This is a genomic window from Pseudomonas sp. GW821-FHT02C04 (genome assembly GCF_059421845.1).
This window is the reverse complement of the sequence record NZ_JBWKVT010000006.1, coordinates 414,607-435,085: the sequence shown is the minus strand read 5'-3', so window position 1 is coordinate 435,085 and position 20,479 is coordinate 414,607. Positions and strand designations below refer to the sequence as shown.

Genomic DNA, 20,479 nt, shown 5'->3' with positions numbered 1-20,479 from the left:
CAGATCCTGTAGCGACGCGGCGGTTTACGCAGCGCAGTTGCAGGGTCTCAAGAGCGGCCCTGATGAGTGAGGATTGAGAATCATGGCTTACAGCGAAAAGGTCATCGACCACTACGAAAACCCGCGTAACGTCGGCAAGATGAATGCCGAAGACCCGGATGTCGGCACCGGCATGGTCGGCGCTCCGGCATGCGGCGACGTGATGCGTCTGCAGATCAAGGTCAACGATCAGGGCGTTATCGAAGACGCCAAGTTCAAGACTTACGGCTGCGGTTCGGCTATCGCCTCCAGCTCCCTCGCCACCGAGTGGATGAAGGGCAAGACCCTGGACGAAGCTGAAACCATCAAGAACACCCAGCTGGCCGAAGAACTGGCCCTGCCGCCAGTGAAAATCCACTGCTCGGTACTCGCTGAAGACGCCATCAAGGCGGCTGTTCGCGATTACAAGCAGAAGAAAGGCTTGATCTAAGCATTGGGCGACGAGTAAGGAGTCAACGATGGCTATCAGCATGACAGAAGCGGCTGCTCGACACGTGCGACGCTCCCTCGACGGGCGCGGCAAGGGTGAAGGGATTCGTCTGGGTGTTCGCACCACGGGCTGTTCCGGCCTTGCCTACGTGCTGGAGTTTGTCGACGAGGTGGTTGCAGAAGATCAGGTGTTCGAAAGTCACGGCGAAAAAGTGATTATCGACCCGAAAAGCCTGGCTTACCTCGACGGCACCGAGCTCGATTTCGTCAAGGAAGGGTTGAACGAAGGCTTCAAGTTCAACAACCCCAACGTGCGCGGTGAATGTGGCTGCGGCGAAAGCTTCAACATCTGAGGCTTGTCGTGGGTATTCCTTGTCATTTCGCTTTATTCGAGCTGCAACCGGGCTTTCGTCTGGATCTCGAACAGTTGGCCACGCGCTATCGCGAGCTGGCGCGCGGTGTTCACCCTGACCGCTTCGCCGATGCTTCCGAGCGCGAGCAGCGTTCGGCGCTCGAACAGTCTGCGCGGCTCAACGACGCCTATCAGACGCTCAAGAGTCCGGCCCAGCGTGCACGTTACCTGCTGACGATCAGTGGGCATGAAGTGCCGATGGAAGTCACGGTCCACGATCCCGAGTTTCTTCTGCAGCAGATGCAATGGCGCGAAGAACTCGAAGATCTGCAGGACAGTGCCGACCTGGACGGTGTCGCGGCCTTCAAGCGTCGCCTGAAAACCGCCCAGGATGAGCTGAACGAAAGCTTCGCAGCCTGTTGGGATGATGCAGCGCAGCGCGAACAGGCCGAACGCCTGATGCGGCGCATGCAGTTCCTCGACAAGCTCACCTACGAAGTGCGCCAGTTAGAAGAGCGCCTCGACGATTAACCCAGTGCCGCTCCGGTCGCACGCCTGATATACAGATAAGTCCTGATCACGATGGCCCTACTGCAGATCGCCGAACCCGGCCAAAGTCCTCAACCGCACCAGCGTCGTCTGGCTGTGGGGATCGACTTGGGCACTACCAATTCGCTGGTCGCTGCGTTGCGCAGTGGTCTTTCCGAGCCGCTGGCCGACGCCGAAGGGCGAGTCATCCTGCCTTCTGCCGTGCGCTATCACGCCGACCGCGTCGAAGTCGGCGAGTCGGCCAAGCTGGCCGCGTCCTCCGATCCCCTGAATACCGTGCTGTCGGTCAAGCGCCTGATGGGCCGTGGTCTGTCCGACGTCAAGCAGTTGGGCGATCAACTGCCGTACCGCTTTGTCGGCGGCGAATCGCACATGCCGTTCATCGACACCGTGCAGGGTCCGAAAAGCCCGGTCGAAGTGTCCGCCGATATCCTCAAGGTGTTGCGTCAGCGCGCCGAGGCGACCCTTGGTGGTGAACTGGTCGGCGCGGTGATCACCGTTCCGGCGTATTTCGACGATGCTCAGCGCCAGGCCACCAAGGATGCGGCGAAACTCGCCGGTCTGAATGTGCTGCGTCTGCTCAACGAGCCGACGGCGGCGGCGGTGGCGTACGGTCTGGACCAGCATGCCGAAGGCCTGGTCGCGATTTATGATCTGGGTGGCGGTACTTTCGATATTTCGATTCTGCGTCTGACCGGCGGCGTCTTCGAAGTCCTCGCAACCGGCGGCGACAGCGCGCTGGGTGGCGATGACTTCGATCACGCGATTGCCGGCTGGATCATCGAGAGCGCCGGTTTGTCCGCCGACCTCGATCCGGGCGCACAGCGCAGCTTGTTGCAAACCGCTTGCGCGGCCAAAGAAGCCCTGACGGATGCCGACAGTGTTGAAGTGGCCTACGGCGACTGGAAAGCACAACTGACCCGCGAAGCCTTCGATGCGCTGATCGAGCCAATGGTCGCCCGCAGCCTGAAAGCTTGCCGTCGCGCCGTTCGAGATTCCGGTGTCGAGCTGGAAGACGTACACGCCGTGGTAATGGTGGGTGGTTCGACTCGCGTTCCACGTGTTCGCGAAGCTGTCGCCGAAGCCTTCGGTCGTCAGCCGCTGACTGAAATCGACCCGGATCAAGTGGTGGCCATCGGGGCCGCGATCCAGGCGGATACATTGGCTGGCAACAAGCGCGATGGCGGCGAATTGCTGCTGCTCGACGTGATTCCGCTGTCCCTGGGGCTGGAAACCATGGGCGGCCTGATGGAGAAGGTGATTCCGCGCAACACCACCATTCCCGTCGCTCGCGCCCAGGACTTCACGACTTATAAAGATGGCCAGTCGGCCATGGCGATCCACGTGTTGCAGGGCGAGCGCGAGCTGATCAGCGACTGCCGTTCTCTGGCTCGCTTCGAATTGCGCGGTATCCCGGCAATGGTGGCCGGTGCGGCGAAAATTCGCGTGACCTTCCAGGTCGATGCCGACGGTCTGCTCAGCGTTTCCGCCCGTGAATTGGGCTCGGGCGTTGAAGCCAGCATCCAGGTCAAGCCGTCCTATGGTTTGACCGACGGTGAAATCGCCAAGATGCTGAAAGATTCGTTCCAGCACGCCAATGACGACAAGGTCGCCCGCGTTCTGCGCGAGCAGCAAGTCGATGCCCAGCGCCTGATCGAAGCGGTCCAGGGCGCTCTTGAGGCAGATGGCGAGCGTTTGCTCGACGCCGAAGAGCGCCTGGTCATCGATCTGCAGGTGCAGGAACTGACCGAACTGATGAAAGGTACCGATGGTTACGCCATCGAGCAGCAGACCAAGCGTCTGTCGCAGGTGACCGATGCTTTTGCTGCCCGCCGTATGGATCAGACGGTGAAAGCCGCTCTGTCGGGGCGCAATCTGAATGAAATCGAGGATATCTGATGCCGCAGGTCATTTTTCTGCCACACGAGAAGTTCTGCCCTGAAGGCATGGTTGTCGAAGCTGAGCCCGGCACTTCGATTCTCGATCTGGCCCACGAACACCATATCGAGATGGAAAGCGCCTGCGGCGGCGTCTGCGCGTGCACCACTTGTCACTGCATCATTCGCGAGGGTTTCGACTCGCTGGAAGAAGCCGACGAGTTGGAGGAAGATTTCCTTGATCGTGCATGGGGTCTGGAGGCGCAGTCGCGTCTGGCCTGTCAGGCTATCGTGGGTGAAGAAGACATCACCGTCGAAATCCCGAAATATTCGCTTAACCATGCGGCCGAAGCGCCGCACTGACTGGTAAGACTGTCATGAGCTACGGTTGGAATGATGTTCAACGTATTGCAGAAGAGCTGGCCGAAGCCAAGCCGGATGTCGATCCGCTCTCTGTCAATTTCGTCGACCTGCAGCGATGGATCATGGAACTGCCTGATTTCGACAACACCTCTGGCCGAGTCGGCGAGAAGGTGTTGGAAGCGGTCCAGGCGCTCTGGATCGAAGAAGTAGACTGATCGTCCTTGCAGGTTAGGCAATACCCAAGAACCCGCGTATAATTCGCGGGTTTAATTTTTCGCAAATTACTGTTTCTGGAGTTACACCATGGCTGTTCAACGTACTTTCTCCATCATCAAGCCTGACGCTGTTGCAAAAAACGTCATCGGCGAGATCACCACTCGTTTCGAAAAAGCAGGCCTGCGCGTTGTAGCTTCGAAACTGAAGCAACTGTCCAAAGCCGAAGCTGAAGGCTTCTACGCTGAGCACAGCGCTCGTGGTTTCTTCGGCGACCTGGTTGCTTTCATGATCTCCGGTCCAGTTGTTGTTCAGGTTCTGGAAGGCGAAAACGCTATCGCTCTGAACCGTGAGCTGATGGGCGCTACCAACCCTAAAGAAGCTGCTGCCGGCACCATCCGTGCTGACTTCGCTGATTCCATCGACGCCAACGCTGTACACGGTTCGGACTCCGAAGCCGCTGCTGCTCGTGAAATCTCGTACTTCTTCGCAGCTACTGAAGTAACCACTCGCTAAGCATTGGCTTAAAGAGTGAAGGTGAATCCATGACTACATCGACTGTTAAAACCAACCTGCTGGGTCTGACCCAGCCGGAAATGGAAAAATTCTTCGACTCAATCGGGGAGAAGCGTTTCCGTGCCGGTCAGGTAATGAAATGGATTCACCACTTTGGCGTGGATGATTTCGACGCCATGACGAACGTCAGCAAGGCCTTGCGCGACAAGCTCAAGGCTATTGCTGAAGTCCGTGGTCCCGAAGTGGTCAGCGAGGACATCTCCAGCGACGGCACCCGTAAGTGGGTGGTGCGCGTGGCGTCCGGCAGCTGTGTCGAGACCGTTTACATTCCCCAGGGCAAACGCGGCACTCTGTGCGTTTCGTCCCAGGCAGGCTGTGCCCTGGACTGCAGTTTCTGCTCCACCGGCAAGCAAGGCTTCAACAGCAACCTCACCGCCGCCGAAGTCATCGGTCAGGTGTGGATTGCCAACAAATCCTTCGGCAGTGTTCCGGCTACCATCGACCGCGCCATCACCAACGTGGTGATGATGGGCATGGGCGAACCGCTGCTGAACTTCGACAACGTCGTGGCCGCCATGCATTTGATGATGGATGATCTGGGCTACGGGATCTCCAAGCGCCGCGTGACCCTGTCCACGTCGGGTGTGGTGCCGATGATCGATGAGCTGGCCAAGCACATCGACGTATCCCTGGCGTTGTCCCTGCACGCACCGAATGACGCATTGCGTAACCAATTGGTGCCGATCAACAAGAAATATCCGCTTAAGATGCTGCTTGAGTCGTGCCAGCGTTACATGTCCGAACTGGGCGAGAAGCGCGTGCTGACCATCGAGTACACCTTGCTCAAGGACGTCAACGACAAGCTTGAGCACGCCGTGGAAATGATCGAGCTGCTCAAGGATATTCCCTGCAAGATCAACCTGATTCCGTTCAACCCGTTCCCGCATTCCGGGTACGAGCGGCCGAGCAACAACGCCATCCGCCGGTTCCAGGATCAGCTTCACCAGGCAGGCTATAACGTGACCGTGCGCACCACTCGTGGTGAAGACATCGACGCGGCTTGCGGTCAATTGGTAGGGCAGGTGCTGGATCGCACCCGTCGCAGCGAACGTTACATCGCCGTGCGCGAATTGAGCGCCGACAGCGATCTGGCACAGAACGCCGCGAACACTAACTAAGAGAGGATCTCTATGTCCCTGCGCTTTGCGCTGCTGTTGCTGTTGGCCAGCCTGTGTGCTGGCTGTGTCCTGTCGGGCGATTACAACCCGATGAAGACCAGCAAGGGCCGCGATGAAGCGCGGGCTGCCTACGTGCAGCTGGGACTGGGATACTTGCAGCAAGGCATGACCGAGCGGGCCAAGGTGCCGTTGAAAAAGGCCCTCGAGCTGGACAGTTCGGATCCTGACGCCAACGCGGCCCTCGGGCTGGTTTTCCAGTCCGAGATGGAGCCTGCACTGGCGGATGAGCACTTTCGCAAGGCACTGTCCTCCCGTCCCGCCGATGCCCGCACCCTCAACAATTACGGCAGTTTTCTCTACGAAGAAAAGCGTTACAAGGAAGCCTACGAGCGTTTTGAACAGGCCGCCGCCGATACCCTGTATCCTGAGCGTTCGCGCGTGTTCGAGAACCTCGGCATGACGGCGTCCAAGCTGGGTCAGCGTGATCTGGCCCAGCAGCAACTGGAAAAAGCATTGCGTTTGAACCGTCAGCAACCACGGGCATTGCTGGAAATGGCTGAGTTGTCATTCGAAGACAGGCATTATGTGCCCGCGCGTGACTATTACGACCGTTTCAGCCAGCTGTCCGAGCAAAATGCACGTAGTCTGTTGCTCGCGGTTCGGTTGGCAAAAGTGTTTGAAGATCGCGACAAGGCCGCCAGTGCGGGCCTGCAATTAAAACGACTCTATCCCGGTACGCCGGAATATCAGCAATACCTGTCGGAGCAATGATGAAAGCGGCGCATCCCGAAGTTGTAGCAGCGAATCGCGTTAACCCCGGTGAGACCTTGCGCCAGGCCCGCGAAAGCAATGGCTGGTCGCTGGCCGAAGTGGCCCTCAAGCTCAACCTCACCGTGACTTCCCTGACCAACCTCGAAGCCGGTGCGTTCGACAAGCTGCCGGGGCATACCTTCGCTCGCGGTTACATTCGCGCCTATGCCAAATTGCTCGGCATGGATCAGGCGGTCCTGGTCCAGCAGTTCGACCAGTCCACCGGTACCGACTCCCAGGGCAGCAACGTCCACGCCCTGGGTCGGATCGAAGAACCGGTCCGGGTTTCCCACACCATTTTGCGGATCGTCAGCCTGTTGCTGCTGATTGCGGTCATCGGCGGCGGTTTCGTCTGGTGGCAGGATCAGACCTCGTTGCGGACCAAGGATCTGACCACGCTGGCGCCTGAGCACGTCGAAGTAGAAGGCGCTGACGGCACCACCCAGATTCACCCGCTGGACGAGCCGGAAGACCAGGCCGTCGCGGAAGGCGAGGCCGAGGGTTCAACCGCCCTGGCACTGCCACAAGCGGAAACCGCTGCCGAGTCGACGGGTGCCGAGGCTGCTGCTCCAGCAACAGCTCCGGTGACGCCTGCTCCAGCAGTAACCGCTGCTGCACCGGTTCACACGCCGGCTCCGGTGGTGGCTGCTCCTGCCGCGCCTGCGCCAAACGTCCCGGCTACACCAGCACCTGTCGTCACGGCTCCTGTCGCTCCGACCGCTGTTGTTCCAGCACCCGCGCCAGTTGCCCCGGCAGCTCCGGTTGCCGGCCAGGGCCAGGTTCAACTGCAATTCACCGCCGATTGCTGGGCTCAGGTCACTGACGGCAGCGGCAAAGTGTTGTTCAGCGGTCTCAAGCACAAGGGCGACAGCGTCTCCGTGGCTGGCAAGCCACCGCTGGCTGTTCGTCTGGGCGTTGCCCGGGCCGCGCAGGTCAGCTACAACGGCCAACCGGTCGATATCGCTCCGTTCACCAGTGGCGAGACTGCTCGCCTGAAGTTGGGTCAATAAGTCATGCACGGCGAATCTCCAATCAAACGTCGCGAATCACGCAAGATCTGGGTCGGTAACGTGCCTGTCGGCGGCGATGCGCCTATCGCTGTGCAGAGCATGACCAACAGCGACACCAATGACGTTGCTGCCACCGTCGCCCAGATCAATCGCCTTGAAGCCGCCGGTGTCGACATCGTGCGGGTTTCGGTGCCGGACATGGACGCGGCCGAGGCATTCGGCAAGATCAAGCAACTGGTCAAGGTGCCGTTGGTTGCCGACATCCACTTCGACTACCGCATCGCTTTGCGCGTGGCTGAGTTGGGTGTCGATTGCCTGCGGATCAACCCGGGCAACATCGGTCGTGAAGATCGCGTGCGTGCGGTGGTCGATGCCGCCCGTGACCGCGGGATTCCGATCCGCATCGGCGTCAACGCCGGTTCCCTGGAAAAGGACCTGCAAAAGAAATACGGCGAACCGACCCCGGCCGCGCTGGTCGAGTCGGCACTGCGTCACGTCGAGCACCTCGAACGCCTGAATTTTCAGGACTTCAAGGTCAGCGTGAAGGCTTCCGACGTGTTCATGGCCGTCGAAGCCTATCGTTTGCTGGCCAAGGAAATCGTCCAGCCGCTGCACCTGGGCATCACTGAAGCCGGTGGATTGCGCTCCGGTACAGTGAAATCCGCCGTGGGCCTAGGTATGCTGCTCGCCGAGGGGATTGGCGATACTATCCGCATCTCGCTGGCGGCCGATCCGGTCGAGGAAGTGAAGGTCGGTTACGACATTCTCAAGTCTTTGCATCTGCGTTCCCGTGGCATCAACTTCATCGCCTGCCCGAGCTGCTCGCGGCAGAACTTCGATGTGGTCAAGACCATGAACGAGCTGGAAGGGCGCCTTGAAGACCTGCTGGTGCCGCTGGATGTCGCGGTGATCGGTTGCGTGGTCAACGGCCCCGGCGAAGCCAAGGAAGCCCATATCGGCTTGACCGGCGGCACGCCGAACCTGATTTACATCGACGGCAAGCCGTCGCAGAAACTGACGAATGACAATCTGGTGGACGAGCTCGAAAGGCTGATCCGCGAGAAAGCGGCCGAGAAGGTCGAAGCTGACGCAGCGGTTATCGCGCGCGGCTGATCGAACGAATTAAGGAATTTCTGTGAGCAAGTCTCTGCAAGCCATTCGTGGCATGAACGACATCCTGCCGGAACAGACGCCGGTATGGCGCTACTTCGAAGGTACTGTTTCGCGTTTGCTGGATAACTACGGTTACAAGCAGATCCGCATGCCGATCGTCGAGTTCACCGAGCTGTTCAAGCGCTCCATCGGTGAAGTGACCGACATCGTCGAAAAAGAGATGTACACCTTCGACGACCGCAACGGCGACTCCCTGACCCTGCGTCCGGAAGGCACGGCAGCGTGCGTGCGTGCAGTGCTCGAGCACGGCATCACCGGCGGTGGCCAGGTCCAGAAACTCTGGTACATCGGCCCGATGTTCCGTCACGAGCGTCCGCAGAAAGGCCGTTATCGCCAGTTCCACCAGATCGGTCTGGAAGTTTTCAATCTCGACGGTCCGGACATCGACGCCGAACTGATCGTGCTGACCTGGCGCCTGTGGGGCGAGCTGGGTATCCGCGATGCGGTCAAGCTCGAACTCAACAGCCTGGGCACCAGCGAGTCCCGTGGCCGTTATCGTGAAGCGCTGGTCGAGTATCTCTCGGCGCACCACGACAAACTGGACGAAGACAGCCAGCGTCGCCTGAAGACCAACCCGCTGCGCGTGCTCGACACCAAGAACGCCGACACACAGGCCGTCCTGGTCGATGCGCCGAAGATGGCCGACTACCTGGATGACGAATCCCGTGCCCACTTCGAAGGCCTGAAGGCTCGTCTGGATGCCGTCGGCATTCCTTACGTGCTCAACCCGAAACTGGTACGCGGCCTCGATTACTACAGCAAAACCGTATTCGAATGGGTCACCGACAAGCTCGGCGCCCAGGGCACCGTGTGCGCGGGCGGCCGTTACGACGGTCTGGTCGAGCAGATGGGTGGCAAGCCGACCCCGGGCGTCGGTTTCGCCATGGGTATCGAGCGTCTGGTGCTGCTGCTGGAAACCCTGGAGCAGATTCCGGAAGAAATCTCCCGTCAGGTCGACGTCTATCTCTGTGCCTTCGGCGAAGAAGCAGAGCTGGCCGGTCTGGCCCTGGCCGAGCGTGTACGCGACCAACTGCCCAACCTGCGCCTGCAAGTCAATGCCGGCGCCGGCAGCTTCAAGAGCCAGTTCAAGAAAGCCGACAAGAGCGGTGCGCTGTACGCACTGATCCTCGGTGACGACGAAATGGCCCAGCAAGTGGTAGGTTTCAAACCCCTGCGTGGCCAGGGCGAACAACAAAGTATTGCCTGGGATGCGCTCGCAGCACACCTGGCCACCTGCGTCGTGCAGGGTTGAAGCTGTCTAAACAGCCGATTTAGCGATTAAGGAGTATTGGGGTGTCGAGTACCGAAGACGAACAGTTGGCGGATTTGAAGGACTGGTGGACACGCAACGGCAAACCTCTGGTCACTGGCGGCCTGTTGGCGCTGGTCATCGTGTTCGGCTGGCAGGCTTTTCACAAGTATCAGAGCAACCAGTCGCAAGGCGCCTCGGTGCTCTATCAGCAACTGCTGGAAACCACGCTGACCCCGGATGGCAAGCCTGACGCCGCGCGCGTTGCGGATCTGGCCGGCAAGCTCAACAGCGAATTCGGCGGGACTGCCTACGCGCAGTACGGCAGCCTGTTCGTGGCCAAGGTAGCGGTCGACAGCGGCAAGCTGGACGACGCGGCGACCGAGCTGAAAACCATCGTTGCCAAACCGGCCAACGCAGCACTGGGCGAAATCGCCCGTCAGCGTCTGGCGCAGGTGCTGGGAGCACAGAACAAAGCTGATGAGGCTCTGAAACTGCTTGAAGGCGATGCCGACAAGTCGTTCCTGGCCACTCGTGAAGAACTCAAGGGTGACCTGCTGGTACAGCTGGGCCGCACTGATGAAGCGAACACGGCGTATCAAAAAGCCAAGGCGGCACTGTCGGATGAAGCGGCGGTCGGTGGCCTTCAAATCAAGCTGGACGACCTGGCCAAAGGGGATGCGTGACGTGATCCGTTGGAAGCATGCAGCATTGCTGGCTCTGGCCCTTCTGGCCGCGGGTTGCAGCAGCAACAGCAAAAAAGAACTGCCACCGGCCGAACTGACCGATTTCAAGGAAGAAGTGGTTCTGCACAAGCAGTGGAGCCGCTCGATCGGTGACGGTCAGGGCGAAACCTACAACATGCTGGTACCGGCGATCGATGGTGACACCATCTACGCGGCCGATGTAACCGGCATCGTGATGGCCATGGATCGCAGCAACGGCGACGTGAAGTGGAAAAAGGAACTTGACCTGCCTGTCTCCGGCGCCGTTGGCGTGGGTTACGGTCTGGTGCTGGTCGGCACCCTGCGAGGCGAAGTCATTGCACTCGACACCATCAACGGTGAAGAGAAATGGCGCGCTCGCGTGACCAGTGAAGTGCTGGCGCCACCTGCCAACAACGGTGACATCGTGGTTGTGCAGACCCAGGACGATCGTCTGATCGGTCTGGATGCTTCCACCGGTCAACAACGTTGGGTGTATGACAGCACGCCAGCCGTGCTGACTCTGCGCGGCACCAGCGCACCGCTCGTGACCAACCGCCTCGCGGTGGCTGGCCTGTCGACCGGTAAAGTGATCGCTCTGGACATTTCCAACGGCGTGCCGGTCTGGGAACAACGGATCGCGATTCCGCAAGGTCGTTCGGAACTGGAGCGCGTGGTCGACATCGACGGCGGTCTGCTGCTGTCCGGCGGTACGCTGTACGTTGCCAGCTATCAGGGTCGCGTTGCGGCACTGGACCTGGAAAGCGGCCGTCAACTGTGGCAGCGCGATGCGTCGAGCTACGCCGGTATCGCTCAGGGCTTCGGCAACGTCTACGTGAGCCTGTCTTCGGGCACCGTTGAAGGCGTCGATGAACGTTCGACCACTGCACTGTGGACCAACGATTCGCTGGCCCGCCGTCAACTGTCGGCACCGGAAGTGTTCTCCAGCTACGTTGCAGTCGGTGACCTGGAAGGTTACCTGCATCTGCTGAGTCAGGTGGACGGTCGTTTCGTCGGCCGCGAGCGCATCGACAGCGACGGCCTGCGTGCCCGTCCGCTGGTGGTGGGTGACACGATTTATGTGTATGGCAACAGCGGCAAACTGGAAGCCCTGACCATCAAGTAACAACTATGCTTGGGGTTAACCCCCCCAGGCGGCCCCGGTATTCCGGGGCTTGCAGCGCTTTCTGGCGTTGCCCCGAGCACCAGCCGCTGCCTCGCAGCGGCTTTTGTATTTTCTGAAATAACGAAGTGGAGAGCCGCATGGTTCCCGTAATCGCCCTGGTGGGCCGACCGAACGTCGGCAAGTCCACCTTGTTCAACCGCCTGACCAGGACTCGCGACGCCATCGTCGGCGACTTGTCCGGTCTGACCCGTGATCGCCAGTACGGTGAGGCCAAGTGGCAAGGGCGTTCCTACATTCTGATCGACACCGGCGGTATCTCCGGTGACGAACATGGTATGGACGAAAAAATGGCCGAGCAGTCGCTGCTGGCCATTGAAGAAGCGGATGTCGTTCTGTTCCTGGTAGATGCCAAGGCCGGTTTCACCGCTGCCGACCAGATGATCGCCGAGCACTTGCGCAAACGTAACAAGCGTTCCCACGTGGTTGCCAACAAGGTCGACAACATCGACCCGGAAATGGCCCGCGCCGAATTCGCCCCGCTGGGCATGGGCCACGCGATTCCGATCGCTGGCGCCCACGGTCGCGGCATCACTCAATTGCTGGAAGCCGCCCTGAGCGATTTCCCGCGCGATGATGACGAGCCGGCGGAAGGCGAAGAGGAAGAGATCGTTGCCGAAGGCGAGGAAGCCAAGCGCATTCCTGGCCCGAGCGAAAAAGACGGCATCAAGATCGCCATCATCGGTCGTCCTAACGTTGGCAAGTCGACGCTGGTCAACCGCATGCTCGGTGAAGACCGGGTAATCGTCTATGACCAACCCGGCACCACCCGCGACAGTATCTACATCCCGTTCGAACGTAACGACGAGAAGTACACGCTGATCGACACCGCCGGTGTGCGCAAGCGCGGCAAGATCCACGAAGAAGTCGAAAAGTTCTCCGTGGTCAAAACCCTGCAGGCGATCAAAGACGCCAACGTGGTGATCTTCGTGATGGACGCCCGCGAAGGTGTGGTCGATCACGACCTCAACCTGCTGGGCTTTGCCCTTGAGGCGGGTCGTGCGCTGGTGATCGCGATCAACAAGTGGGACGGCATGACGCCGAGCGAGCGCGACTTCGTGAAGATCGAGCTGCAACGTCGCCTGTTCTTCGTCGAGTTCGCCGACATCCACTTCATTTCGGCACTGCACGGTACCGGCGTGGGCAACCTCTATGCTTCGGTGCAGAACTCGTTCAAGTCCGCGGTCACCCGCTGGCCGACCAGCCGCCTGACCCAGATCCTCGAAGACGCGGTCAGCGAGCACCAGCCGCCGATGGTCAACAGCCGCCGGATCAAGCTGCGTTACGCTCACCTGGGTGGCGCGAACCCGCCGATCATCGTGATCCACGGCAACCAGATCGAGAAAGTGCCGAAGTCCTACGTGCGCTATCTGGAAAACACTTACCGCCGTGTGCTCAAACTGGTCGGTACGCCGATCCGTATCGAGTTCAAGGGTGGTGAGAACCCGTACGAAGGCAACAAGAACACGCTGACCGACCGCCAGGTCAACAAGAAGCGTCGTTTGATGTCGCACAACAAGAAGGCCAGCAAGAAGCGCCGCGACAAGAAGTAAGGTCGCTGCCCGTTGATCGTTTCCATGCACAGCACAGGAACGATCATCGAGAGAGAAGGGGCGCCGTTTGGCGCCCTTTTTTTATGGGCGCCGGATGGGCTATCCTCGGGCTCTCCCGCGCCGTCGTCAGTGCCGGGGCAGAGCAGGGAACCCCGATGATTACCAGCAAGCTGCCGAATGTCGGCATCACTATTTTCACGCAGATGTCTCAGCTCGCGGCACAGACCGGAGCCATCAACCTGTCCCAGGGTTTTCCCGATTTCGACGGCCCGCAGTCGCTGCGCGATGCGGTCGGTCGGCATATTGCCAGTGGCCATAACCAGTATTCGCCGATGACCGGCCTGCCGGCGTTGCGTCAGCAGATCGCAGCCAAAATCGCTCGTAGTTATGGCGCCACCGTGGATACCGACACTGAAGTGACCGTGACCCCCGGTGCGACCCAGGCGATCTTCTGTGCGATCCAGGCGGTTATCCACAGCGGCGACGAAGTCATCGTGTTCGACCCGGCTTATGACAGCTATGAGCCGTCGGTGGAACTGGCCGGCGGGCGCTGCGTGCATGTGCAGTTGGGCCTGAATGATTTCTCCATCGACTTCGACCAACTCAGTGCAGCCCTGAGCCCGCGCACGCGGATGATCATCCTCAACACCCCGCATAACCCGAGCGGCGCGCTGATCAGTCGTGCCGAGCTCGACCAGTTGGCGGCGCTGATTCGTGGTCGCGATATCTATGTGATCAGCGACGAAGTCTACGAACACCTGGTCTTCGACGGCGTTCCACATGTCAGCGTGCTGGCCCATGAAGAGCTGTATCAGCGCGCGTTCGTGGTCAGTTCGTTCGGCAAGACCTATCACGTCACTGGCTGGAAAACCGGCTACGTCGTGGCGCCTCCGGCCCTGACGGCCGAGCTGCGCAAAGTGCACCAGTATGTGAGCTTCTGTGGTGTGACACCGCTGCAGTACGCCCTGGCCGATTACATGGCCGAGCATCCGGAACACGTCGAGGAGCTGCCGGGTTTCTATCAGGCCAAGCGTGATCTGTTCTGCGATTTGCTGGAGCCTTCGCGATTCAGCTTCACCCGGGTCACCGGCACCTATTTCCAACTGGTCGATTACTCGCAGATCCGTCCTGACTTGAACGATGTCGAGATGGCGATGTGGATGACCCGCGAGCATGGCGTAGCCAGTATCCCGGTGTCGGTGTTCTACCAGAATCCACCCGAAGGCCAGCGCCTGGTGCGTCTGTGCTTTGCCAAACGCGAGGAGACGCTGCGGGAAGCGGCGGCAAAACTATGCGTGATCTGAGTGCTTTACCCGATCTCAATCTGGCGCTGATCCAGACCAGCCTGGCCTGGCATGATCGTCAGGCCAATCTTGAGCATTTCGACGCTTTGCTGGAGCAGGCGCGCGGTGCTGACCTGATCATCCTGCCGGAAATGTTCACCACCGGATTCTCCATGGAGTCCGAAACCCTGGCCGAAGCCGAAAACGGACCGACCAGCAAATGGCTGCGGGCCCAGGCGGCGAAACTGGATGCCGTCGTCACTGGCAGCGTGATCATCCAGGCCGCAGACGGCAGTCACCGCAACCGCTTGCTGTGGGCTCGACCGGACGGTGAGGTGTGGCATTACGACAAGCGCCACCTGTTCCGCATGGCCGGCGAGCACAATCACTACACCCCCGGCGAACGTCAGGTGCAGTTCGAGCTCAAGGGCTGGCGGGTGCGTCCGCTGATCTGCTACGACTTGCGTTTCCCGGTATGGAGTCGTGATGCGCAAGACACCGACCTGCTGCTGTACACCGCCAATTGGCCGGGTGCACGGCGTCAGCACTGGAACCGGTTGCTGCCGGCCCGGGCCATCGAAAACCTGTGCTATGTAGCGGCGGTCAATCGGGTCGGTACCGACGGCAAGGGCTTTGCCTACACCGGCGACAGTCAGGTGCTGGACTTCCAGGGCGAAACCTTGCTCGCGGCGGGGGAGGCCGATGGGGTGTTCAAGGTGGTTCTGGAAGCGGCATCGCTTGCTGCTTACCGCGAGCGGTTCCCGGCGAATCTGGACGCAGACACCTTCGAGTTCACCTGATAGTCGTGATCACCCAGAACGAAAAAGGCCCCGAGGTGCAAACCCCGGGGCCTTTTGTATTTCAGCGGTGATTTACGCTGCTTTCGCTTCCGGCTGGCTCAGCGAGCGGTTCAGCGCGCTGAACAGTGCCTTGAAGCTGGCCGTGGTGATGTTTTCATCGATGCCCACGCCGTGTACCGCACGTTCGCCGTTCACACGCAGTTCGATGTACGCCGCGGCCTTGGCGTTGGTGCCCGCGCCGATGGCGTGTTCGTTGTAGTCCATGATCTCCACCGGAATCGGCAGACCGGCCACCAGCGCTTCCAGCGCGCCGTTGCCCTTGCCACGCCAGTGCAGGTTGGTTTCGCCCTGACCCTTGCTCGCCACTTCCACTTCGACGGCGCTGTTGCCGTTTTCTTCCTGCAGGCGATGGCTGACCAACGCGTACGGGGTGTTGGCTTGCAGGTACTCGCTGATCAACAGCGAATGAATCTGCTTGGCGGTCATCTCCAGGCCCAGGCGATCGGTTTCACGCTGCACGACCTGGCTGAACTCGATCTGCATGCGACGTGGCAGGCTGATGCCGTATTCCTGTTCCAGCAGGTAGGCGATGCCGCCCTTGCCCGACTGGCTGTTGACGCGGATCACCGCCTCGTAGCTGCGACCGATGTCGGCCGGGTCGATCGGCAAGTACGGTACTTCCCACAGTGCGTCGGATTTCTGCTGGGCGAAGCCCTTGCGGATCGCATCCTGGTGGGAGCCGGAGAACGCGGTGTGTACCAGGTCGCCAACGTACGGGTGACGTGGGTGAACCTGAATCTGGTTGCACTCTTCGACGACTTTGCGCACGCCGTCGATGTCGGAGAAGTCCAGTTGCGGGTCGAGGCCCTGGGTGTACATGTTCAGTGCCACGGTGACGAGGTCGACGTTACCGGTACGCTCGCCATTGCCGAACAGGCAGCCTTCGACACGGTCGGCGCCAGCCATCAGGCCCAGTTCGGTGGCGGCCACGCCGGTGCCACGGTCGTTGTGGGTGTGCAGGCTGATGATCACGCTGTCACGACGGTTGATGTTGCGGTGGAACCACTCGATCTGGTCGGCGTAGACGTTCGGGGTCGCGCATTCAACGGTGGCCGGCAGGTTGAGGATGATCTTGTGCTCAGGCGTCGGGTTCCAGACCTCGATCACGGCGTCACAGACTTCCTTGGCGAATTCCAGCTCGGTGGCGCTGAAGGTTTCCGGCGAGTATTCGAAGGTCCACTCGGTGTCCGGCTGCATGGCTGCGTATTTGACGAACAGCTTGGCGGCGTTCACGGCGATGGCCTTGATCCCGTCCTTGTCCTGGTTGAACACGATGCGACGGAAAGAAGGCGAGGTGGCGTTGTACAGGTGAACAATCGCCTTCTTCGCCCCGCGCAGGGATTCGAAGGTGCGCTCGATCAGGTCTTCACGGCCCTGGGTCAACACCTGGATGGTGGTGTCGTCCGGGATGTGGCCTTCTTCGATCAGGGTACGCACGAAGTCGAAGTCGGTTTGCGAAGCCGCCGGGAACGACGCCTCGATTTCTTTCACACCTACCTGCACCAGGGTTTTCCAGAAGCGCAGCTTTTTCACCGCGTCCATTGGCTCGATCAACGACTGGTTGCCGTCACGCAGGTCGGAGCTGCACCAGATTGGCGCGGCATCGATGGTTTTCGACGGCCAGGTGCGATCCGGCAGGTTGATCACAGGAAACGCGCGGTATTTCGAAGACGGGTCTTTGAGCATGCTCATCGGGAAATTCCTTATTGTCTGGGCCGAAAAGAGGCGGCCTGCCGGTGGAACGAATGTTCGGGTAGAAGCTTGGGACGAGGCGCAGCGATTCAGCCCGGCAGTCGTGCGCTGACGAGGCACAGGCTGCGGTGCTGGCGAAGCTGAATAAGGGTGTGAGAGGTTTTCATGCCTTCAACCCTAACCGCGGGGGCTGAGGATGGCAAGCAGTCGAAAAAAATTGAGAGGAATACCCGGAAAGCAGTTTTTTCCGAGATTTTATTCTTGATATGGCGGCAATTGTTGGCGAGGATTGCGCAGACCATTCGTCGTGCGCAATCCCTGCGGGAGGAGGCTCAGCCTGGAATCAGGGTTGAAATGCGCCGATAAAGATCGCCGGATCCACCCGCGCGTCGTTCAGGCTGACGTTCCAGTGCATGTGCGGCCCGGTCGCGCGACCCGTGGCCCCCACCTTGCCCACCACCGCACCGCGCGCCAGTTGCTGACCGTTCTGCACATCGATCTTCGACATGTGGCAGAACATGCTGATGAAGCCCTGGCCGTGGTCGACGAACACGGTGTTGCCATTGAAGAAGTAATTGCCGATCAGGATCACCTTGCCCGCCGCCGGGGTCTTGATCGGTGTGCCGGCCGGCACCGCGAAGTCGAGGCCGGCGTGAGGGTTGCGCTCTTCACCGTTGAAGAAACGGCGCACGCCAAACTTGCTCGACAGCGGCCCGTTGACCGGTTTGTCGAGCAGCAGGTTGCTCGGCGTATTCGGGCTGAAACTGCGGTAGGCCTTGATCTGTTCGGCCAGTTCGCCCTCGATGCGCTTCAGGTTGGCCGGGTTCGGATTGACCTGCTGAGTGTTCTTCAGGGTGATGTGCTGTTCCGGGTATTTCTTGTTGCCGACGCTGAAGTTCAGGTTTCGGCCGCCGCTGCTGATCTGCTGGGTGCCGGGTTTGACGGTCAGCGGTACGCCGACAATCGCCAGCCAGTTGTTCTGTTCCTTGACCACCAGCACCGGTTTGCCCTGATACGTGGCTTTCGGCGCTTGCGCGGCGGTGCCCAGATCGACGACCGCGACGCCGCCCGGTACCGGTTTGTTCAGCAGCCGGGTGATGTAGCTGTCGGCGTGGGCGTTGAAGGTCAGGCACAGCAACAACAGCGGAGCAAGAAAGCGCGGCATGGATCAGTCCAGTAAAGAGAGGGTGACAGGTGTCAGGTGATTGTCCTCGACGCGCACTTGCAGTTCGCCTTCGCCCAGTTTGGCTTTGAGGCGCTGGCCGGTGTGGGTTTGCGCTGCGTCGCGGATCGCGTTGCCGCGTTCGTCGAGCAGAATGCTGTAGCCACGACCAAGCGTCGCCAGCGGGCTGACCACATGCAGGGTCTGCATCTGGCTTTGCAACTGTAAACGGCGTCGTTTCAGGCCTTCGTTCATTGCTCGTGGCAGGCGCTCGGCGAGGCTGTCGAGACGCTGGCGCAACAGGGCCAGTTGTCGTCCCGGGTGTTGCCCGGCAAGGCGGGTTTCCAGGCGGATCAGACGTTCGCGGCGGGTGTTGAGCTGGCGCTCGAACGCCCGGCGCATGCGCATGTCCAGGTCATCCAGGCGTTGTGCCTGCTGGCGCAATCGTTCGCCGGGATGACGCAGACGACGGGCCATGCCCTCAAGACGCAGACGGTCACGCATCAATCGATCGCGCATGCGCATCACCAGCCGACGGTGCAGGCTTTCGACCTGACGGATCAGGTGGCTGGAATCCGGGGCAAGCAATTCGGCCGCCGCAGAGGGAGTCGGTGCGCGAACATCAGCCACAAAGTCGCTGATCGACACATCGGTTTCATGCCCGACCGCGCTGACGATCGGCGTCACGCAGGCATCCACCGCCCGGGCCACGGCCTCTTCGTTGAAGCACCAGAGGTCTTCCAGCGAGCCGCCGCCACGGGCAAGAATCAGCGCGTCGAAGCCACGGGCATCTGCGAGTTTCAGGGCGCGGACGATCTGCGCGGTGGCTTCGCGGCCCTGAACGGCGGTGGGAATCAGCGTCAGTTGCACCTGCGGCGCGCGGCGGCGGAACACGCTGATGATGTCGCGAATCACCGCGCCGGTCGGCGAACTGATGATACCGATGCGCTGCGGGTGCGCCGGCAGCGGCACCTTGCGCTCGGCACTGAACAGGCCTTCGGCGCTGAGTTTTTCCTTCAAGGCATCGAAGGCCAGACGCAGGGCGCCGTCACCGGCAGGCTCCACGGTGTCGAGGATCAACTGATAGTCGCCACGCCCTTCGAACAGCGAGACCTTGCCGCGTACCTTGACCGCCAGACCATCCTTCAGCGCCTGACGCACCCGCGCGGCGTTCTGGCGGAACAGCGCACAACGTACCTGCGCGCCGCTGTCCTTGAGCGTGAAATACACGTGGCCGGACGCCGGGCGGGCGAGGTTGGAAATTTCGCCTTCGACCCAGATGTTGCTGAACACGTCTTCGAGCAACACCCGCGCGCGGCCGTTGAGCTGGCTGACGGTCAGGACTTCGCGGTCGAGGCCGAGTCTTGCAAAGGGATCTTTAATCATGGGGCGCAGTTTAAAGGCTTTCGCCGGTGAATGTCTGGAGGAAGTGTTGCACCAAAGGTGTGGGATCTTGGCGAGAGGCGAGGGCGACAGTGCTCTGGCAATCGCCGGTCAGCGGCAGAAATCTCACACCAGCGGGCGCGATGTCCTGCATCGATTCCGGCAGCAGAGCGATGCCGAATCCGGCCTGGATCAACTGCAATTGCGTGGTCTTGCGCGACATCACCCGCGCAGCCTGGGGGAAAAAGCCGTGACGCATGCACAGGTCTGCGCACAAATAACTCAGTCCGCCGCGCTGCGGATGGGGGATGGAGATGAATGCTTCGTCCTTCAATTGCGCCAGATCGACTGCATCATGCAATACCAGTCGATGATTCTCCGGCACAGCAAGCAGCAAGCGCTCGGTGTAGAGCGGCACAACCTGAACGCCCTCGCGCTGGCGCAGAACCGGCAGACGCAAAAGTCCGATGTCGAGCCGTCCCTCGGCCAACTCTTCAAGCTGTGCCTCCGAAGACAGAGTGCCGATGTCCAGCGAAACCCCGGGCTGTTGCTCCAGGTAGGTGCTCATGTCGCGCAACAATCGGCCGCTGATCGGTACGGTGCTGGAATGGCTCAGGCGCAAGGTGCCACGCTGGCCCTGGCCGATTTCCGTGGCCAGGGTGCTGGCCTTGTTCAATTCGTTGAGCAGGTTCCTCGCCCGGGGCAAAAACGCTTCGCCGGCGGCGGTGAGCCGGGGCTGGCGCGCGGTACGTTCGAACAGCGGTGTTTGCAGGCGGTTTTCCATGTCCTTGATCTGCCGGCTCAGCGCCGACTGGGCAATGAACAGGCGTTCGGCCGCGGCACTGAAGCTGCCGCTCTCGGCGATTTCCACGAAATAACGCAATTGACGGGTTGAAAGCAC

Annotated in this window: 21 protein-coding genes; 17 read left to right on the top strand and 4 right to left on the bottom strand. The window is 60.5% G+C overall.

What is annotated here, in order from left to right; translation table 11 throughout:
• Positions 1-82 precede the first annotated feature (82 nt).
• The 17 genes from iscU (at position 83) to AC07VV_RS22645 (ending at position 15,281) form a co-directional block, all read left to right on the top strand.
• Positions 83-469 (top strand): Fe-S cluster assembly scaffold IscU, encoded by a 387-nt coding sequence (gene iscU, locus AC07VV_RS22725; protein ID WP_003227907.1) that lies wholly within the window; start codon positions 83-85, stop codon positions 467-469.
• A gap of 28 nt (positions 470-497) precedes the next feature.
• Positions 498-821: an iron-sulfur cluster assembly protein IscA gene (gene iscA / locus AC07VV_RS22720; protein WP_003227904.1), complete on the top strand. Its 324-nt coding sequence runs from the start codon at positions 498-500 to the stop codon at positions 819-821.
• Between the two features lie 8 nt (positions 822-829).
• Complete coding sequence (gene hscB / locus AC07VV_RS22715) at positions 830-1,351, top strand: co-chaperone HscB (protein ID WP_457382498.1); 522 nt, start codon at positions 830-832, stop codon at positions 1,349-1,351.
• A 51-nt stretch (positions 1,352-1,402) separates the two neighbouring features.
• Positions 1,403-3,268, top strand: coding sequence for a Fe-S protein assembly chaperone HscA (gene hscA, locus AC07VV_RS22710; protein WP_495037541.1), 1,866 nt, complete (start codon positions 1,403-1,405; stop codon positions 3,266-3,268).
• A complete protein-coding gene (gene fdx / locus AC07VV_RS22705) occupies positions 3,268-3,609 on the top strand; it encodes an ISC system 2Fe-2S type ferredoxin (RefSeq protein ID WP_003227897.1) in 342 nt (113 codons plus the stop codon). Before hscA ends, fdx begins: the two co-directional genes overlap by 1 nt.
• 14 nt (positions 3,610-3,623) lie before the next feature.
• Positions 3,624-3,824: a Fe-S cluster assembly protein IscX gene (gene iscX / locus AC07VV_RS22700; RefSeq protein ID WP_027619659.1), complete on the top strand. Its 201-nt coding sequence runs from the start codon at positions 3,624-3,626 to the stop codon at positions 3,822-3,824.
• A gap of 88 nt (positions 3,825-3,912) precedes the next feature.
• Positions 3,913-4,338 carry a nucleoside-diphosphate kinase gene (gene ndk / locus AC07VV_RS22695; protein WP_007916882.1) on the top strand — a complete coding sequence of 142 codons (426 nt, stop codon included), beginning with the start codon at positions 3,913-3,915 and terminating at the stop codon, positions 4,336-4,338.
• Between the two features lie 29 nt (positions 4,339-4,367).
• Positions 4,368-5,516 carry a dual-specificity RNA methyltransferase RlmN gene (gene rlmN / locus AC07VV_RS22690; RefSeq protein ID WP_096818602.1) on the top strand — a complete coding sequence of 383 codons (1,149 nt, stop codon included), beginning with the start codon at positions 4,368-4,370 and terminating at the stop codon, positions 5,514-5,516.
• A 12-nt stretch (positions 5,517-5,528) separates the two neighbouring features.
• Positions 5,529-6,287 carry a type IV pilus biogenesis/stability protein PilW gene (pilW, locus tag AC07VV_RS22685; RefSeq protein WP_495037540.1) on the top strand — a complete coding sequence of 253 codons (759 nt, stop codon included), beginning with the start codon at positions 5,529-5,531 and terminating at the stop codon, positions 6,285-6,287.
• On the top strand, positions 6,287-7,336 hold the full coding sequence (locus AC07VV_RS22680) for a RodZ domain-containing protein (protein WP_495037539.1): 1,050 nt from the start codon (positions 6,287-6,289) through the stop codon (positions 7,334-7,336). The genes pilW and AC07VV_RS22680 overlap by 1 nt, the downstream gene beginning before the upstream one ends.
• Positions 7,337-7,339: 3 nt before the next feature.
• Positions 7,340-8,449: a flavodoxin-dependent (E)-4-hydroxy-3-methylbut-2-enyl-diphosphate synthase gene (ispG, locus tag AC07VV_RS22675; protein WP_020795607.1), complete on the top strand. Its 1,110-nt coding sequence runs from the start codon at positions 7,340-7,342 to the stop codon at positions 8,447-8,449.
• Between the two features lie 22 nt (positions 8,450-8,471).
• On the top strand, positions 8,472-9,761 hold the full coding sequence (hisS, locus tag AC07VV_RS22670) for a histidine--tRNA ligase (protein ID WP_192558927.1): 1,290 nt from the start codon (positions 8,472-8,474) through the stop codon (positions 9,759-9,761).
• Between the two features lie 41 nt (positions 9,762-9,802).
• Positions 9,803-10,444, top strand: a complete 642-nt coding sequence (locus AC07VV_RS22665; protein ID WP_096818595.1) for a tetratricopeptide repeat protein — start codon at positions 9,803-9,805, stop codon at positions 10,442-10,444.
• Positions 10,437-11,588, top strand: coding sequence for an outer membrane protein assembly factor BamB (gene bamB / locus AC07VV_RS22660; RefSeq protein ID WP_096818592.1), 1,152 nt, complete (start codon positions 10,437-10,439; stop codon positions 11,586-11,588). The genes AC07VV_RS22665 and bamB overlap by 8 nt, the downstream gene beginning before the upstream one ends.
• Before the next feature lie 137 nt (positions 11,589-11,725).
• On the top strand, positions 11,726-13,198 hold the full coding sequence (gene der / locus AC07VV_RS22655) for a ribosome biogenesis GTPase Der (protein WP_096818590.1): 1,473 nt from the start codon (positions 11,726-11,728) through the stop codon (positions 13,196-13,198).
• Positions 13,199-13,353: 155 nt separating this feature from the next.
• Complete coding sequence (locus AC07VV_RS22650) at positions 13,354-14,502, top strand: pyridoxal phosphate-dependent aminotransferase (RefSeq protein WP_495037538.1); 1,149 nt, start codon at positions 13,354-13,356, stop codon at positions 14,500-14,502.
• Positions 14,490-15,281, top strand: coding sequence for an amidohydrolase (locus AC07VV_RS22645; RefSeq protein WP_495037537.1), 792 nt, complete (start codon positions 14,490-14,492; stop codon positions 15,279-15,281). The genes AC07VV_RS22650 and AC07VV_RS22645 overlap by 13 nt, the downstream gene beginning before the upstream one ends.
• A 72-nt stretch (positions 15,282-15,353) precedes the next feature.
• Here AC07VV_RS22645 and leuA read toward each other — a convergent pair whose 3' ends face one another.
• The 4 genes from leuA to AC07VV_RS22625 form a co-directional block, all read right to left on the bottom strand.
• Entirely contained in the window at positions 15,354-17,033 is a 1,680-nt protein-coding gene (gene leuA, locus AC07VV_RS22640; RefSeq protein ID WP_096818584.1) for a 2-isopropylmalate synthase, read from the bottom strand.
• Positions 17,034-17,376: 343 nt separating this feature from the next.
• Positions 17,377-18,198 (bottom strand): peptidoglycan DD-metalloendopeptidase family protein, encoded by an 822-nt coding sequence (locus tag AC07VV_RS22635; protein WP_495037536.1) that lies wholly within the window; start codon positions 18,196-18,198, stop codon positions 17,377-17,379.
• 3 nt (positions 18,199-18,201) lie between these two features.
• Complete coding sequence (gene xseA / locus AC07VV_RS22630) at positions 18,202-19,581, bottom strand: exodeoxyribonuclease VII large subunit (protein WP_495037535.1); 1,380 nt, start codon at positions 19,579-19,581, stop codon at positions 18,202-18,204.
• Positions 19,582-19,591: 10 nt separating this feature from the next.
• Positions 19,592-20,479, bottom strand: a complete 888-nt coding sequence (locus tag AC07VV_RS22625) for a LysR family transcriptional regulator (protein ID WP_495037534.1) — start codon at positions 20,477-20,479, stop codon at positions 19,592-19,594.

Excerpts from the sequence above, each read along its gene's own strand:
- xseA (WP_495037535.1), bottom strand. The coding sequence starts at position 19,581 with ATGATTAAAGATCCCTTTGCAAGACTCGGCCTCGACCGCGAAGTCCTG.
- der (WP_096818590.1), top strand. The coding sequence starts at position 11,726 with ATGGTTCCCGTAATCGCCCTGGTGGGCCGACCGAACGTCGGCAAGTCC.
- iscA (WP_003227904.1), top strand. The coding sequence starts at position 498 with ATGGCTATCAGCATGACAGAAGCGGCTGCTCGACACGTGCGACGCTCC.
- hscA (WP_495037541.1), top strand. The coding sequence starts at position 1,403 with ATGGCCCTACTGCAGATCGCCGAACCCGGCCAAAGTCCTCAACCGCAC.
- AC07VV_RS22650 (WP_495037538.1), top strand. The coding sequence starts at position 13,354 with ATGATTACCAGCAAGCTGCCGAATGTCGGCATCACTATTTTCACGCAG.
- AC07VV_RS22645 (WP_495037537.1), top strand. The coding sequence starts at position 14,490 with ATGCGTGATCTGAGTGCTTTACCCGATCTCAATCTGGCGCTGATCCAG.
- AC07VV_RS22635 (WP_495037536.1), bottom strand. The coding sequence starts at position 18,198 with ATGCCGCGCTTTCTTGCTCCGCTGTTGTTGCTGTGCCTGACCTTCAAC.
- iscU (WP_003227907.1), top strand. The coding sequence starts at position 83 with ATGGCTTACAGCGAAAAGGTCATCGACCACTACGAAAACCCGCGTAAC.
- iscX (WP_027619659.1), top strand. The coding sequence starts at position 3,624 with ATGAGCTACGGTTGGAATGATGTTCAACGTATTGCAGAAGAGCTGGCC.
- pilW (WP_495037540.1), top strand. The coding sequence starts at position 5,529 with ATGTCCCTGCGCTTTGCGCTGCTGTTGCTGTTGGCCAGCCTGTGTGCT.
- fdx (WP_003227897.1), top strand. The coding sequence starts at position 3,268 with ATGCCGCAGGTCATTTTTCTGCCACACGAGAAGTTCTGCCCTGAAGGC.
- AC07VV_RS22680 (WP_495037539.1), top strand. The coding sequence starts at position 6,287 with ATGAAAGCGGCGCATCCCGAAGTTGTAGCAGCGAATCGCGTTAACCCC.
- ndk (WP_007916882.1), top strand. The coding sequence starts at position 3,913 with ATGGCTGTTCAACGTACTTTCTCCATCATCAAGCCTGACGCTGTTGCA.
- rlmN (WP_096818602.1), top strand. The coding sequence starts at position 4,368 with ATGACTACATCGACTGTTAAAACCAACCTGCTGGGTCTGACCCAGCCG.
- ispG (WP_020795607.1), top strand. The coding sequence starts at position 7,340 with ATGCACGGCGAATCTCCAATCAAACGTCGCGAATCACGCAAGATCTGG.
- bamB (WP_096818592.1), top strand. The coding sequence starts at position 10,437 with ATGCGTGACGTGATCCGTTGGAAGCATGCAGCATTGCTGGCTCTGGCC.
- leuA (WP_096818584.1), bottom strand. The coding sequence starts at position 17,033 with ATGAGCATGCTCAAAGACCCGTCTTCGAAATACCGCGCGTTTCCTGTG.